General features: G+C 72.3%; 12 protein-coding genes. 8 read left to right on the top strand and 4 right to left on the bottom strand.

Annotated elements, in window-relative coordinates; genetic code table 11:
• The first annotated feature begins 34 nt into the window (after window positions 1-34).
• The 4 genes from ACFY2Q_RS11145 (at window position 35) to ACFY2Q_RS11130 (ending at window position 3,649) form a co-directional block, all read left to right on the top strand.
• Entirely contained in the window at window positions 35-817 is a 783-nt protein-coding gene (locus ACFY2Q_RS11145; protein ID WP_387129258.1) for an ABC transporter ATP-binding protein, read from the top strand.
• On the top strand, window positions 817-1,707 hold the full coding sequence (locus tag ACFY2Q_RS11140) for a branched-chain amino acid ABC transporter permease (protein ID WP_387129257.1): 891 nt from the start codon (window positions 817-819) through the stop codon (window positions 1,705-1,707). Before ACFY2Q_RS11145 ends, ACFY2Q_RS11140 begins: the two co-directional genes overlap by 1 nt.
• Window positions 1,704-2,804, top strand: a complete 1,101-nt coding sequence (locus ACFY2Q_RS11135; RefSeq protein WP_387129256.1) for a branched-chain amino acid ABC transporter permease — start codon at window positions 1,704-1,706, stop codon at window positions 2,802-2,804. The genes ACFY2Q_RS11140 and ACFY2Q_RS11135 overlap by 4 nt, the downstream gene beginning before the upstream one ends.
• A gap of 98 nt (window positions 2,805-2,902) precedes the next feature.
• On the top strand, window positions 2,903-3,649 hold the full coding sequence (locus ACFY2Q_RS11130; RefSeq protein ID WP_387129254.1) for an SDR family NAD(P)-dependent oxidoreductase: 747 nt from the start codon (window positions 2,903-2,905) through the stop codon (window positions 3,647-3,649).
• 64 nt (window positions 3,650-3,713) lie between these two features.
• On the opposite strand, the gene ACFY2Q_RS11125 is transcribed toward ACFY2Q_RS11130, so the two are convergent.
• Window positions 3,714-4,535 carry a hypothetical protein gene (locus ACFY2Q_RS11125; protein ID WP_387129253.1) on the bottom strand — a complete coding sequence of 274 codons (822 nt, stop codon included), beginning with the start codon at window positions 4,533-4,535 and terminating at the stop codon, window positions 3,714-3,716.
• A gap of 142 nt (window positions 4,536-4,677) precedes the next feature.
• Between ACFY2Q_RS11125 and ACFY2Q_RS11120 the strand changes: the two genes are divergently transcribed.
• The 3 genes from ACFY2Q_RS11120 (at window position 4,678) to ACFY2Q_RS11110 (ending at window position 9,843) form a co-directional block, all read left to right on the top strand.
• Window positions 4,678-6,393, top strand: coding sequence for a BTAD domain-containing putative transcriptional regulator (locus ACFY2Q_RS11120; RefSeq protein WP_387129251.1), 1,716 nt, complete (start codon window positions 4,678-4,680; stop codon window positions 6,391-6,393).
• Window positions 6,394-6,449: 56 nt separating this feature from the next.
• The gene (locus tag ACFY2Q_RS11115; protein ID WP_387129249.1) at window positions 6,450-8,579 is read left to right on the top strand and encodes a DEAD/DEAH box helicase; all 2,130 of its coding nucleotides are present in this window, start codon (window positions 6,450-6,452) and stop codon (window positions 8,577-8,579) included.
• A gap of 334 nt (window positions 8,580-8,913) precedes the next feature.
• Entirely contained in the window at window positions 8,914-9,843 is a 930-nt protein-coding gene (locus ACFY2Q_RS11110; protein WP_387129247.1) for a hypothetical protein, read from the top strand.
• Window positions 9,844-9,950: 107 nt separating this feature from the next.
• Here ACFY2Q_RS11110 and ACFY2Q_RS11105 read toward each other — a convergent pair whose 3' ends face one another.
• Window positions 9,951-10,367: a helix-turn-helix domain-containing protein gene (locus ACFY2Q_RS11105; protein ID WP_387129245.1), complete on the bottom strand. Its 417-nt coding sequence runs from the start codon at window positions 10,365-10,367 to the stop codon at window positions 9,951-9,953.
• Between the two features lie 241 nt (window positions 10,368-10,608).
• Between ACFY2Q_RS11105 and ACFY2Q_RS11100 the strand changes: the two genes are divergently transcribed.
• Complete coding sequence (locus ACFY2Q_RS11100) at window positions 10,609-11,046, top strand: hypothetical protein (protein WP_387129244.1); 438 nt, start codon at window positions 10,609-10,611, stop codon at window positions 11,044-11,046.
• A 20-nt stretch (window positions 11,047-11,066) separates the two neighbouring features.
• Here ACFY2Q_RS11100 and ACFY2Q_RS11095 read toward each other — a convergent pair whose 3' ends face one another.
• Together ACFY2Q_RS11095 and ACFY2Q_RS11090 are read right to left on the bottom strand one after the other, a co-directional pair.
• Complete coding sequence (locus ACFY2Q_RS11095) at window positions 11,067-12,227, bottom strand: class I SAM-dependent methyltransferase (RefSeq protein WP_387129243.1); 1,161 nt, start codon at window positions 12,225-12,227, stop codon at window positions 11,067-11,069.
• Window positions 12,228-12,314: 87 nt separating this feature from the next.
• A complete protein-coding gene (locus tag ACFY2Q_RS11090; RefSeq protein ID WP_387129241.1) occupies window positions 12,315-14,003 on the bottom strand; it encodes a DEAD/DEAH box helicase in 1,689 nt (562 codons plus the stop codon).
• Between the last annotated feature and the right edge of the window lie 439 nt (window positions 14,004-14,442).

Genomic DNA, 14,442 nt, shown 5'->3' with positions numbered 1-14,442 from the left:
TGCGAGCCCCGCAGTCGCGAACGGAGGTGGCTCTGTGAGCGCGAGGAGTGAGCCGATCCTCAGCGTGGAGGACCTGTCGGTCCGGATCTCCGGACTGCACATCCTCCAGGGGCTGTCCTTCACTGTCGCCCCGACCGGCGTGACAGTCCTGCTCGGCCGCAACGGCGTCGGCAAGACCACCACGCTGCGCGCGATCGTCGGCCTCACTCCGCCCGCCGGGGAGGTGCGCGGCGCGATCCGGATGGGCGCGCAGAGCCTGCTGGCCCGCCCCACCCACCGGCTGGTCCGCGGTGGGCTGGGCTACGTGCCCGAGGACCGCTGTGTGTTCGCCGGCCTCACCGTCGCCGAGAACCTGAGGCTCGCCGAGCGGCGTGGCACCAGCCCGGCGTACGACAAGGTTTTCGCGCTCTTTCCGGAGCTGGATCGGCGCGGACGGCAACGGGCCGGCTCGCTCTCCGGCGGGCAGCAGCAGATGCTCGCGATCGGGCGGGTGCTGCTCAACGACAACCGGCTGCTGCTGGTCGACGAGCCGACCAAGGGGTTGGCGCCGAAGGTGGTGACCGAGGTGGCCGAGGTCCTGGAACGGGTCGCGGAGTCGGTGCCGGTGCTGCTCGTGGAGCAGAACCTGGCAGTGGTACGCCGGCTGGCCCGCGATGCTGTCGTGTTGGCCGCCGGCAAGGTGGCCTGGACCGGCGACGCCCGCGAGTTGCTGCTGGAGACGGCGCTTACCAAGTCGCTGCTCGGTGTGGGCACCGGCGAGGCGCACCGCCCGGCCGGGCCGGACCAGGCTTCGGTGGCCGGGAAGGACGCACGCTGATGGGGACCGTGATCCTGTTGGCGTTGACCGGGCTCGGCCTGGCGGCGCTCTACTTCCTTGTCGCCTCCGGCCTGTCCCTGGTCTTCGGCCTGGCCGACGTGCTCAACTTCGCGCACGGGCTGTTCCTCGGTGTCGGCGCGTACGGCACCTGGTGGGCGGCGGGCAACCTGCCGGGCGCCAGTGGCGACGGGTTCGGCTTCGTGCTCGCTGTCGCCTTCGGGGTGGCAGCCGGCACGCTCGTGGCGATCCTTGTCGAGCTGGTGCTGATCCGGCCGCTCTACTCCCGCACCATCGAGCAGGTGCTTGTCACCGTCGGCCTGTCGCTGGCCGGGGTGGCGCTGTTGCAGGCCACCTGGGGTGCCGACGCCCGACCGTTCCCGCGCCCGGACTGGACCCGGGAGGTGACCGGGATCCTCGGCGCGCAGGTGCCAAACGGCGGCCTGCTGCTGATCATCGCGGCGGTGCTTGTGCTCGGCGCGATCCTGGCGTTCCTGCGCTGGACCCGGTACGGCCTGGTGATCCGGGCCGGCGTGGAGAACCGGGAGATGGTGACCGCGCTGGGCATCGACGTCCGCAAGGCGTTCACCCTCGTCTTCGCGATCGGTGGGGCGGCCGCCGCGCTCGCCGGAGCGCTGGGCGGGGTCTACTTCGGCACCGTCTCGCCCGGGCAGGGCAGCTCACTGCTGATCTTCGCGTTCATCGTGGTGGTGATCGGCGGGATGGGCTCGGTGGTCGGCTCCGCGTACGCGGCTGTCGTCGTCGGGCTGGTGCAGCAGTTCGTCAACTACTACGGCACGTCCGGGCTCGGCGACATCTGCGTGGTCGGGCTGCTGGCCGTGGTGCTGCTGCTGCGCCCGCAGGGCATCGCCGGAAAGGTGGCAACGGCATGACGCTCATCGACGCGCCTCCCGCGCAGGTGCCGGACGAACTGACCCCGCAGCGGGGACGGTGGCAACGCGTACGCCCGTTCCTGCCGCTCGTCGCGCTCGCCGTGCTGGTGATCCTGCCGTACTCGACGATCTCCCTACCGGGGATCTTCGAGGGGCCGATCAACTCGCCAGGCACGCTGCAACTGCTCGCCATCTGCCTGATCTTCGGTGGGCTGGCCGCCGGGTACGACCTGCTCTTCGGCCGGACCGGGATGCTCTCCTTCGGGCACGCGCTCTACTTCGCCGCAGGCGTGTACGGCACCGACATCCTCGTCACCCGGGCCGGACTGCCGCTGTGGCAGGCGGCGCTGCTGACCGTCACCGGCGGCACGATCCTCGCCGCGCTGCTAGGCGCGGTGGCGCTGCGGACCGTGGGCATCGCGTTCGCCATGGTCACCCTCGCGTTCGCCCAGGTGGGGGCGATCCTTGTGGCGCGGGACTTCGGCGGGCTCACCGGCGGCGAGGAGGGCCTGCCGCTTGACGTGTCCGGGCTGCCCGCCGGGCTGGTGGGGGTGACCAACACGGTAAACCTGTACTGGCTGGCGCTGGCGTACCTGACGCTCGTGGTCTTCGTGGTGCACCGGGTGAGCGGCTCGCCGACCGGTCGGGTGCTCGCCGGGCTGCGCGACGACGAACGGCGGATCGGGGTGCTCGGGCTCGACCCGTACCGCTACAAGCTTGTGGCGTTCACCCTGGCCGGCGGGTTGGCGTCGGCGGGCGGGGTGGTCTACGTCCTCATAGTCGGCGGCGCGTCACCGCACATCACGTCGTCCGAGTTGACCCTGTCGCTGCTTGTCATGGTGGTGCTCGGCGGGCCCGGCACCCGGTGGGGGCCCGTGCTCGGCGGCATCCTCTACATGTACCTGGACCACCGGCTCACCGCGTTCGGCACGAGCGACGCGGTGGACAACCTGCCGGCAGTCCTCAGCCGCCCGCTGAGCCAGCCGCTGTTCGTCCTCGGCACGGTCTTCATCCTGGCCGTCTACTTCTTCCCAGGAGGCCTGACAAGCCTGGCCCCCCGCGTATCCCACCTGACCAAATCCCTCCGCCCCCGCTAGGGCTCCCCGTCGATCATGAAGTTATTGCCACGCCACGCCGTGGCTGAGGGCGGTAACTTCATGATCGACGGGATTCTCTGCAGGGGGAGGTCGGGGAGATGGCCGGGCGACTTGCGGTTGTCAGTGGTGGCGGGACCGGGATCGGCGCGGCCGTCGCCGGGACGTTCGCCAGGGATGGGTACGACGTTCTGATCGTCGGGCGGCGAGCGGACGTGTTGACGGATACCGCCCATCGGATCTCCGTCGACTGTGGTCGTACCGACGCCGTTTCCGCTGTCACCGCCGATCTGACCGACCCGGACCACCTCGGTCGGGTTCTCGCGGCGATCGGTGACCGGCCCGTCGACGTGGTTGTCAACAACGCCGGCGGCTACCTTGCCGGGGACACCGGCACGCTCGCCGGAACCGCAGCGCACTGGCGGGCCAACCTGGACGCCAACGTGCTCACCGCCGTGCTGCTCACCGAGGCGCTGCGGCCGGCCCTTCGCCGGCCCGGCGGCCGGGTGATCCTGATCAGTTCGATCTCCGCCCAGCGTGGCGGCGGTGGGCCGTACTCGGCGGCGAAGGCGGCCCTGCACGGCTGGGCGTACGACCTGGCGGCGCAGTTCGGCCCCGAGCAGATCACGGTCAACGTCGTGAGCCCCGGGTACGTCGCCGAGACCGAGTTCTTCGGTGATCGGATGACCGCCGAGGGGCACACCAAGCGGGTGGCGGCGACGCTTGTCGGGCGTGCCGGAGTGCCGGACGACGTCGCCGAGGCCGTTCGCTACCTGGCGAGTCCGGCTGCCGGATACGTCACCGGGCAGGTCCTCGGCGTCAACGGGGGTTCGGTCCTCGGCCGCTGAGCCCGCCAGACACGACGCAGGGACGGCGGCCCCCCGTGTGGCCGCCGCCCTCCTGTGTCGTGGGTCAGCCGTTCAACAACTCGTACGCCAGGGCCGGTGCCTTGGTGGCGGCGGCGCCGGTCGGCACGCTGATCTTCGGCGCGCTGCCGTAGTCGGTGTAGTTGACGACGTAGTCGTACGCCTTCGCCTTGCCGGCGGCCGGGATCTTCAGCGTCAGCGAGGCCAGGTGCTTGTCCGCGCCGACCACGGCGGTGAACGGCACCTTCCTGGCCGCCTCGCCGAGCGCCGCCGCCGCGTCGTCCTCCAGCGCCTTCGCCGCCTCTCCGCCTCTCACGTCGATGAACCCGACGTACCGTCCCGGGCTCTGCTCCTCCACCGAGGTGGCCGCCTGGATGAGCGGGCCGGCGTTGCCCTGGTCCGCGCCGTCGTAGGTGGGGATGGAGGCGGCCTCGGTCAGCTTCGCGGGGTCCAACTTCATCCACTTGTCCGGGAGCTTCGGCAGGCCCGGACGGCCGGTGAACTTCGCCTTCATCCAGGTCTCGTCCCCGATCACGAGGAACGACATCTTCACGGCGATACCGTCGGAGTCCGGCGGCAGCGTGGTGTTGAGTTCGAACGCCTTCGACTCGTGGTCGATCAAACCGGTGAGCGTGCTGGACGCGTCCTTGCCGCTGAACCGGAACGTCCCTTCGGTGCCGTCGGGGACGGCCTCCAGGAGCGCCTCCTTGGGGCTGGCACTCGGGCTGGCGGCCGGGGTGTCCTGCGGCGCCGCTGCGGGCTCGCTCTTCGCCCCGCAACCCGCGAGCAGGGTGGTCGTGGCCAGCATGGCGGCGACCGTGCCGAACGTCCGTCGGATGGTGCCGGCGGTGCCCGTTGCCTGTGTCATCACACTTCTCTTTCTCGATGCGTGGCTTCTGCCGGCGCCGATGCTGCCCGCCGGCACGGCGGCCCGGCTGCCGATATGCTGCCGTCCGGCTGCCGGGCACTGCCGTCTGGTGCTCACGGGGGTGTCAGGAGCGGAAACTCGCATGTCAGGAACGCTGCGTTTCGAGATCCTCGGGCCTCAGCGGGCCTGGTACGCCGACCGGGAGATCGACCTCGGCCCCGGCAAGCAGCGCGCGGTTCTGGCCGTACTGCTGCTCTCCGCCGGCCGGCCGGTGCCCACGGGGCAGATCGTCGAGGCGGTCTGGCCGGACGATCCACCCGCGAACGGCCCCAACGTGGTGCAGAAGTACGTCGCCGGGTTGCGCAGGGTGCTGGAGCCGGACCGGTCACCGCGTACGCCGGGACAGGTGCTCAGCCTGACCGACGCCGGGTACCTGCTGCGGGTCGGCCCGGAGGCGCTCGATGCCGTCCGCTTTGAGCGGGGCATCCACCGGGCCCGGCAGTGGCGCGCCGAGGGGCGTGCCGTCGAGGCGCTGAGCGAGCTGGCCGCAGCGCTGGATCTGTGGCAGGGGGAGCCGTTCGTCGGGTTCACCGGCCCGACCTTCGAAGCCGCCCGGCAGCGGCTGGTGGAGTTGCGGGCCGTGGCGCTGGAGACCTGGGCCGAGCTGACGCTGGACCTCGGCCGGCACCACGAGATGATCGGGGAACTGCGGGAGGTGGTGGCCGAATTCCCCGTCCGGGAACGGCTGCGGCGCCAGCTCATGCTCGCCCTTTACCGCAGCGGCCGGCAGGCGGAGGCGCTCGCCGCCTACCGGGAGTTCGGCGGCCTGCTCCGGGACGAGTACGGCATCGAGCCGGGCGAGGCCCTCCAGGACCTGCACCGGCGTATTCTCCGCTCCGATCCGACGCTCACGGCACCGGCGAAGCCGTCGAACGATCGGCAGCCGCCCTCGGAACCGCCGACGTCGCCCGCCCCGTCGGCCAGCGGGCTCGCCCCCTCCGCGGCGGGGCCGGTGTGGCCGGACACCGTGTTGGCGCAGTTTCCGAACGCCGTCGCCTGGGGATCGCCGACCGGGTCGGGCCACATCCCGAGCGGCGTCACCTATCCGCCGCCGGCCATGCTCCCGCCGCCGGTGGCCAACGGTCGGCCTCCGAGGCCGCAGTCGCCGCGCTGGGCGAGCAGGATCGCCACCCTCGCCGGTACGGTGCTCGTCCTGCTCTCCTTCGGTTGCCTGACCTGGCTGGTGATCCTGGCCTACGCGGTCTGGCGGCGTAGCTGGCGCCTCGCCGTCGCCGGCATCGGCTACCTGGTGATTCTCGTGATCGAGGTGGCCCTGCTCGACATCGAGCACCCGGACGCCGAGGTGCCCGACCTGGAGGCGGTGACGTTCCTCGGGCTGGCCGTCGTCACCTGGATCTTCGGCGCGGTGCATGTGATCCTGCTCAGCCGAGGGCTCTGGGCGGCGATCACCGGCAGCCTGGGCGGCAGCGCGAAGCAGCGCGCCGAGGAGGAGCGGCGCATCCGTCGTGAGCACGCCCGATACCTGCTCTACCACCACCCGGCGGCCCGCGGTGAGCTGCGCCTCGGACGGCCCGACATTCCCCGGGCCTTCGACGACGGCGGCCTGGTCGACGTCAACGCGGTTCCGGAGCAGGTGCTCACCGGCCTGCCCGGCCTGTCGCCCGAGCAGTGCCGGCAGATCGTGGTGGACCGGTGGCTGCGCGGCCCGTACACCTCGATGGAAGAACTCGCCGCGCGTTGCCTGCTGCCGCCCACGGCCACCGAACCCCTGCGCGACCTGCTGCTCTTCCTCCCCCCGGCCGTGCTGGCCGACGAGGCGCGAGCGGCCGGATCGTGACCGCCACCTCCCGCGCGGGGCGGGGTTCTGACGCACGGCGCTGGTAGAAATGCCGGATGGGCGACGATCGGGCGGCGGTACGGGAACGGGCCGAGGCGGTGCTGCGCCGGCTGGCCGGTGAGCACGCCCGGCTGCGTGAGGACCAGTGGCGGGCCATCGAGGCGCTTGTCGTCGACAGGCGGCGGGTGCTCTGCGTGCAGCGCACCGGTTGGGGCAAGTCGGCCGTCTACTTCGTGGCCACCGCGCTGCTGCGCGACCGCGAGCACGGCGGTGAGCACGGCCCGACCGTCATCGTGTCGCCGCTGCTGGCGCTGATGCGCAACCAGGTGGAGGCCGCCGCGCGGGCCGGCATCCGCGCTCGCACGATCAACTCGGCAAACCTCGACGAGTGGGACGCCATCACCGCCGAGATCCAGACCGGCGCGGTGGACGTGCTGCTGATCAGCCCCGAGCGGCTCAACAATCCGGACTTCCGTGACGGTGTGTTGCCGAAGCTGGCCGCGACCACCGGGCTGCTTGTGGTCGACGAGGCGCACTGCGTCTCCGACTGGGGGCACGACTTCCGACCGGACTACCGGCGGCTGCGCACGTTCCTCGCCGAGCTGCCGGAGCGCACCCCCGTGCTCGCCACCACCGCCACCGCGAACTCCCGGGTCACCCAGGACGTTGCCGAGCAGTTGGGCGACGCTCTCGTCCTGCGCGGCACTCTGGACCGCGAGTCGCTGCGCCTCGGCGTCCTCGACCTGCCCACTCCGGCGCACCGGCTGGCGTGGCTCGCCGACCACCTGGACGAGCTGCCCGGCTCGGGCATCGTCTACACGCTTACCGTGGCGGCAGCGGGGGAGACGACCGAGTTCCTGCGGTCCCGGGGCTACCCGGTGGCGTCCTACACCGGGCAGGCCGAGGACGCCGACCGGCGGGCCGCCGAGCAGGACCTGCTCGACAACAAGATCAAGGCGTTGGTGGCGACAAGCGCGCTGGGCATGGGCTTCGACAAACCCGACCTGGGCTTCGTCGTCCACCTCGGCGCGCCGCCGTCCCCGATCGCGTACTACCAGCAGGTCGGCCGCGCCGGCCGCGCCGTCGAGCACGCCGAGGTGCTGCTGCTGCCCGGCGTCGAGGACGCCGCCATCTGGCGCTACTTCGCCTCGCTGGCGTTCCCGCCCGAGCAGCAGGTCCGGGCCGTGTTGGCCGCCCTGCACACCGACCGCCCGCTCTCCACCCAGGCCCTCGAACCCCTCGTCGATCTGCGCCGGGCCCGGTTGGAGCTGATGCTCAAGGTGCTCGACGTGGACGGCGCGGTCCGCCGGGTGCGCGGTGGCTGGCTCGCCACCGGCGAGCCCTGGGTCTATGACGAGACCCGGTTGCGCCGCGTCGCCGAGGCGCGCACCGTCGAGCAACAGGCCATGCGGGAGTACGCGTCGACCTCCGACTGCCGAATGCGATATCTGCGGGAGCGCCTGGACGACACCGGGGCGACCGACTGCGGCCGGTGCGACAGATGCGCCGACCCCCTGTTCTCCGCAGATGTGTCGACGGCCGCGCTGACCGCCGCGCAGGCGTTCCTGGGCCGACCCGGCGTGGAGATCGCACCGAAGAAGCTCTGGCCGACCGGCTTGGAGGCTGTCGGCGTACCCCTGAAAGGCCGGATCGCCCCGGCGGACCAGGCGCTGCCGGGCCGCGCGGTCGGGCGCCTCTCCGACCTGGGCTGGGGTGGCCGCCTGCGCGAGTTGGTCGGCCCGGAGGCGCCCGACACGGCGGTGCCCGACGACGTGGCCGGCGCCGTGGTGGAGGTGCTGAAGGCGTGGGCGCACGGCGACGACCCGTGGCCGAGTCGTCCAGTGGCTGTGGTCGCGGTCGGATCCCGGCGACGGCCCCGGCTGGTCGGCTCGCTGGCCGAGCGGATCGCGGCCGTGGGTCGGCTGCCGCTGCTCGGCGAGGTCGCCTCGACCGGTCCGGGCGGCCCCGGTGGGCCGCGCGGCAACAGCGCCCAGCGGGTACGCGCGCTGCACGACACCTTCACCGTGCCAGCGGACCTGGCCGACGCGCTGGCCGGGCTGGACGGCCCGGTGCTGCTCGTCGACGACCTCGTCGACTCGGGCTGGACGATGACGATGGTGGCCCGTGCTCTGCGCCGGGCCGGCGCGCCGGGCGTGCTCCCGCTGGCCCTCGCGGTGGCCGGCTGAGCGGTCAGCCTTGCCGCTGCGCCCCGGGCGGCGTGTGCCCGCGACCCCTGCTTCGGGCGGGTCGCGGCGGTGTGTGCCCGCGGGCCTGCTTCGGGCGGGCCGGGGCGGTGTGCGCCCGCGGCCTTGCGCCCGGCGGCCCTGCTCGCGGCGGTGTGCGACCGGCCGGGGCGGAAAAGTTCCCGGGGCGGGCGGATTGCGACGGTCGCCACGCCGTCGCGGCGTCGACCAGGGCTGGCCAGCAGCGGCGGTACCGTGGGCGGCATGACCGATCCGCACCCCGTCACCCGCTCCTACGCCGGCATCGGCGCGGCGGGCCACGTGCTGGACGACGGCGGTGTCTGACCCGATCCCCGCCGCGCCGGACCGGAGCACGATCCGGTTGGCGCTTGTGGTCGGCGGTCTGGTGCTCGCCGTGCTGCTCGGCTTCGGCCTCGGTCGCCTGAACACCGCAGGCACCGTCGCCACCGGCGCAACGTCGTCCACCGCCGACCACACCCACCCGCCGGGCACCGGGGCCCACGATCACAGTGCGGTGACGGGCACCGACCAGGGCGCGGGCGGCGAGCCCGGCGGCCTGTCGGTCAGCTCGGCGGGGTACACGTTCGTGCCGCTGGCCAGCGAGTTCCCGGCCGGCCAGCCCGGGCAGTTGCGCTTCCAGGTGCGGGATGCGCAGGGCCGGGCGGTTACCCGCTTCGCAGTGGTGCACGACAAGCCGATGCACCTCATCGTGGTCCGCCGGGACCTCACCGGCTACCAGCACCTGCATCCGACCATGGCGTCCGACGGCACCTGGTCGGTGCCGTTGACTCTCGCCCAGCCCGGCGTCTGGCGGGCGTACGCCGATTTCACTGTGGTGGCGGACAACGGCGGCCAGGCTGCGGTGACCCTCGGCGTGGATCTGGTCGCGCCCGGCGGCTACCAGCCGCGTCCGCTGCCCGCGCCGGCCACCTCGACGACTGTGGACGGGTTCACCGTCGGCTACCAGGGCAGCCCGCAGGCCGGGGCGACGGTGCCGGTCACCTTCACGATCGAGGGCGCGGGCGGCACCGCGGCGCTGGAGCGCTACCTCGGGGCGTACGGGCACCTGGTAGCGCTGCGCGAGGGTGACCTCGGCTATCTGCACGTGCACCCGGAACCGGAACTGGTGGATGGGCAGGTGAAGTTCTGGCTGACCACCCCCGGGGCCGGCCGCTACCGCCTCTACCTCGACTTCCAGGTAGCCAACAAGGTCCACACCGCGGAATTCACCCTGACGATCCCCTGACCCCGCGGGCCCCCGGCCGCCCTCGTCGGTGATCATGAAGTTATTGCCGCGACCCGCCGGTGCGGAGGGCAATAACTTCATGATCAACCCCGAGGTCGGGGTGGGGGTTAGACGGCGCGGCGGATGGGGCGGCGGGCCAGGTAGCGGAGAAGGTCGCGGATGTGGTGCTTCTCCTCGGCCGGGACTGTGGGGTCGGCCAGCCGGTCCAGGATGGCCCGGACGTCCGCCTCGACCGGGCCGTCGTCGGTGCGTCGCCGGGGCACCGGCCCGGCGTCGGGCAGCCCGAGCGCCCGGAACGCGGCTGCCACAGGCAGATCCAGTGCGGCGCAGAAGCCGCGCACCTTGGCCAGTTCGGGGTAATCCTGCCAGTCGCCGGCCAGCCAGCGGAACACGGTTGAGCGACCCACGCCCGTGTGCGAGGCAAGGTCGGTCACGGTCCAGCCGCGCTCGTCCCGGGCGTCATCAATAGCGCGACGGACGAAACGGGCGAAGGCCATTTGTGGTGTGAGGTCTGGGGATCCCATCCGTGTGTGTTTGTTCCCTCCCGGCCGGGCACTGGGATGGTGCCTCACGAGAGTAATACGCCCGCAGCCGGAAACCACTGACTGACCGCACAAACTGTCCCACGGGTGAGACTCTGTCTCTCGCCGTATCCGGGCCACCACCGAGCGATCATCGTCGTTCTTCCACTAGGCTCGGTGCCCGTCCAGGCAGGGGCTTTTTCGCCTGCCGCCTCAGATCGGACCACCACCGCCGAGGAGCACCATGGCCGAACCGAGCCGTCCGCAGCCGTACCAACCCGGTGCGGTGAGTCTCTTCTTCGTCGCCAAGGCCGGCGTCTTCGCCGCCGGGTTCTGGATCTGGTTGCTGCTGCTGGTGCTCCGCACCGACGCGGCGACCGGTGCGGAGTTGCTGGCCGCCACCGGCGCCATCACCACGACGCTTGCCGCCGTGGTGCTTGGCGCTCGGATGGCGTTGCAGCGCAACGCGGCCACCCGGCACGCCGAGATGAGGAAGCTCCTCGTCGACATCTCGTGGAACGCCTTCGCGGCGGCTGGCAACGCCGAGAGCACGGGCAAGGTGGTGCCCTTCCCGACCGTCCCGGTCGAGGACGACCGGGACAGCCAGCGGTCCCGAGTGTCGGTCTTCGACCGTGGTCCCGGCCGTCGGGACCGCAGCAGCAACGGCGACCGCCGTCGCTGAACCGCAGTCTGCGGGACCCGCTAGGCGACGGGCGTTTCGGTGGCCAGCAGGGATTCCAGGCGGGGGGTGACCCGCCACGTGTCGACCAACTCGCGGTACTCCGCACGCTGGGGCTCGGTGGCCCCGGTGCCGGTACGGCGGGCGCGGATCAGCAGGTTGCGCGGGGTGTGCTGGGAGTCCACGAACTCCACCACCTCGGCCCGGTAGCCGTGCACCCGCAGCAGCCCGGCGCGCAGCGCGTCGGTGAGCACGTCGGCGAAGCGCTCACGCAGGATGCCCTGCCGGGTCAGCAGGTCGTACGGCGTCGGCGTGGGCTGTGCGCGTAGCTGCTTGGCCAGGTCGTGGTGGCAGCACGGTGCGGCGAGCACCCAGCGGGCCTCCCAGCGCACCGCGCGGGCGAGCGCCTCGTCGGTGGCGGTGTCGCAGGCGTGCAGCGCCAGCACCAGATCGGGTGCGGGGTCGATGACCGCGTCGGCGATCGTCCCGGCCACGAAGCTGACCTTGTCGGCCCAGCCCATTCGCTGTGCCAGTTCGGTGTTGCGTCGCCGCTGGTCCTCTCGGACGTCCACACCGATCAGTTCGACGTCGAGCCCTCGCTGCCGGGACAGGTAGCGGTATGCGGCGAAGGTCAGGTAGGCGTTGCCGCAGCCCAGGTCGACCACCCGCAGCGGGCCGGTGAGATCGTCGGGCAGGGTAGCGGCCAGGGCCCGCAGGAACGCGTCCACCTGGCGGCGCTTGGCCGCCGAGCCGCCGATCTCGGCGAAGATCTCGTCGCCCGGGTCCAGCAGGTATTCCTTCGCCCGGTCGTGCCCGCCGGGCGTCTCCGCTGGTCGGGTCGTCGCCGCGCGGTGCACCTGCGCCTCGCCGGACTTGGTCACCCGCAGTTGGAGCGTCGCGTCGGCAGTCTCGACGTGCCAGTTGCCGAACGGCTCGGCCAGCAGCTCGTCGACCGCCGCTGCCGACTCCGCACCAGGGGCGACATTGCGGGTGTACGGGCGTACGCCGTCGGAGGTGGCGATCTGGAGCCGGGGCCCGGCCTTGAGCGTCACCTGTCGCAGTTCGGCGCGGGCCACAGTGGGGCGGCGGCCCCGTCGACGCCCGGCGGCGACGGCCCGGGTCAGCGTGGGGTCGAGCAGCAGCGTGCGGACCTCGGTCAGGGCGGCGTCCAGTGGTTCCGGCATCGTTCCATTTTCAGCAGGTGGGGCGGGAAGGGAACATCCCCCGTACCGCGCGCAGGCGGTGCGGGGGATGTCGGGTGGTTCTGAGCGTCAGTCCGCGGTCGCCTCGGCCGGCGTACCCGCGCCGGAACCGCCAGAGCGACGGCGCCGGCGGCGACGCGGCTTGGACGGGTCGCCGTCCGCAGCTGCGGCCGGCTCGGCCGGTGCCGCGTCGGCGGAGATCACAGCGGTGGCCTCGCCCGCGACCGGCTCTCCGGCCCGGCGGCGACGCCGACGACGCGGGGTGCGGGTGGCGTCGTCGCCAGCGGCGTCCGCGGGCGCCTCGGCGGCCGGCGTGCCGGCGTCGGTGCGGCTGTCGCCCCGGCCACGGCGCTCGCCGCGACCGTCGCCTCGGCCCTCGCTCCGGCTCTCACCGCGTCGGGACCCCCGACCACCACTGTCGCCCCGGCGGGAGCGGGTCGTCCCACCCAGGTCTTCCTCGATCTCGGCGGACAGCCCGGCCCGGGTGCGCTCGGCTGTGGGCAGCGTGCCGCTGACCTCGGTGGAGATGTGCAGGTCGGTGTAGAGGTGCGGCGACGTGTGGTACGTCTCCGGCGGCTCGGGCATGTCCAGACCGAGGGTCTTGTCGATGATCCGCCAGCGGGGCATGTCGTCCCAGTCGACGAAGGTCACCGCGACACCCGTAGCTCCGGCCCGGCCGGTGCGACCGATCCGGTGGGTGTAGGTGTCCTGGTCTTCCGGGCAGTCGTAGTTGATCACGTGGGTGACGCCTGTGACGTCCAGCCCTCGGGCCGCCACGTCGGTGGCGACCAGAATGTCGATCTTGCCGGCCCGGAAGGCCCGCAGCGCCCGCTCGCGGGCACCCTGGCCCAGGTCACCGTGCACCGCGGCGACCGCGAACCCGCGGAAGTCGAGGTCCTCGGCGACCCGGTCGGCGGCCCGCTTGGTACGCGTGAAGATCATGGTCAGCCCGCGACCCTCCGCCTGGAGGATGCGCGCCACCACCTCGACCTTGTTCATCGAGTGGGTGCGGTAGACCAACTGCTGGGTCTGCGGCGACGGGCCGGTCTCGGCGGTGTGCCCGGCGTGGATCGTCATCGGCTGGCGCAGGAAGCGCCGGGACAGGGTGACGATCGGGTCCGGCATGGTGGCCGAGAACAGCATCGTCTGCCGGTCTTCCGGGAGCATCGCGAGGATCTTCTCGACGTCGTCGAGGAAGCCCAGGTCGAGCATCCGGTCAGCCTCGTCGAGGACGAGCGCGCGCACCCGGTCCAGTCGGAGGTGCTTCTGCTTCTGGAGGTCCATCAGTCGGCCGGGGGTGCCGACCAGGATCTCGACGCCCTTGCGCAGCGCGTCGATCTGCGGCTCGTACGCCACGCCGCCGTAGATCGGCAGCACTCGGATGCCGCGCGTGCGGCCGGCGGCGGCGAGGTCCTTGGCGACCTGGATGCCCAGCTCGCGGGTGGGGACGACGACAAGCGCCTGGGGGACGCCGTCGCTGCCCTCGTTGGGTGCGAAGACCCGCTCCAGCAGTGGGACGCCGAAACCGAGGGTCTTGCCGGTGCCGGTGGGGGCCTGGCCGATGAGGTCGACGCCGCGCAGCGCGATCGGGATCGCGTACTCCTGGATGGCGAACGCGCGGGTGATGCCGGCCGCGGCCAGCGCCTCGACGGTCTCCTCGCGGGCGCCGAGCGCGGCGAATGTGGGGGCCTCCGGCCGAACCGGGGCTGTGGGTGCCAGTTCCTGGCCGTCCATCAGATCTTCAATCAGTTCGCTCATGTGGATGTGGGGGTGCCCTCTCGTGGGTGCGCCCCGTCATGTCCTCAGGGCGCGTTCGGTATGACGCGGGCCACACGGTCGGGGGCAGACTGCCGAGCCGGACCGGGCCGCACGCGCGCCGCGGGCTGAGCTTCGATCAGATCGGCGCCCACGGCAACTGCTCTATGCTACCTGAACAGGCAAGCTCACGTCCCGATTCCCGGGCGGCCAGCCGCCACGCGGGGGCATTGATTGTGACCTGCGCCACAGGGCCTGTCGAACGGCTTCCTGGGTCGGCTACGCGTTGCCCCAGGCTGTCGAGCGGCCCGCGCTCACTGCGCTCATCGCGCAGGGCGTCCGGGCCGGATGTGTCGGGTTGTCCAGGCGGCTCACTGCGGCGCACACCGGACGAATGGCAACCGTCGGGCTGAGCAGGCGACCTACGCGCCGGACGGTGCGG

The organism is Micromonospora sp. NPDC000316 (assembly GCF_042898885.1).
GTDB lineage: Bacteria > Actinomycetota > Actinomycetes > Mycobacteriales > Micromonosporaceae > Micromonospora.
Note: the sequence above shows the minus strand (reverse complement) of the source record. Positions and strands in the feature narration are given on the sequence as shown.

Excerpts from the sequence above, each read along its gene's own strand:
- ACFY2Q_RS11120 (WP_387129251.1), top strand. The coding sequence starts at position 4,678 with ATGTCAGGAACGCTGCGTTTCGAGATCCTCGGGCCTCAGCGGGCCTGG.
- ACFY2Q_RS11135 (WP_387129256.1), top strand. The coding sequence starts at position 1,704 with ATGACGCTCATCGACGCGCCTCCCGCGCAGGTGCCGGACGAACTGACC.
- ACFY2Q_RS11090 (WP_387129241.1), bottom strand. The coding sequence starts at position 14,003 with ATGAGCGAACTGATTGAAGATCTGATGGACGGCCAGGAACTGGCACCC.
- ACFY2Q_RS11130 (WP_387129254.1), top strand. The coding sequence starts at position 2,903 with ATGGCCGGGCGACTTGCGGTTGTCAGTGGTGGCGGGACCGGGATCGGC.
- ACFY2Q_RS11105 (WP_387129245.1), bottom strand. The coding sequence starts at position 10,367 with ATGGGATCCCCAGACCTCACACCACAAATGGCCTTCGCCCGTTTCGTC.
- ACFY2Q_RS11100 (WP_387129244.1), top strand. The coding sequence starts at position 10,609 with ATGGCCGAACCGAGCCGTCCGCAGCCGTACCAACCCGGTGCGGTGAGT.
- ACFY2Q_RS11115 (WP_387129249.1), top strand. The coding sequence starts at position 6,450 with ATGGGCGACGATCGGGCGGCGGTACGGGAACGGGCCGAGGCGGTGCTG.
- ACFY2Q_RS11140 (WP_387129257.1), top strand. The coding sequence starts at position 817 with ATGGGGACCGTGATCCTGTTGGCGTTGACCGGGCTCGGCCTGGCGGCG.
- ACFY2Q_RS11095 (WP_387129243.1), bottom strand. The coding sequence starts at position 12,227 with ATGCCGGAACCACTGGACGCCGCCCTGACCGAGGTCCGCACGCTGCTG.
- ACFY2Q_RS11125 (WP_387129253.1), bottom strand. The coding sequence starts at position 4,535 with ATGACACAGGCAACGGGCACCGCCGGCACCATCCGACGGACGTTCGGC.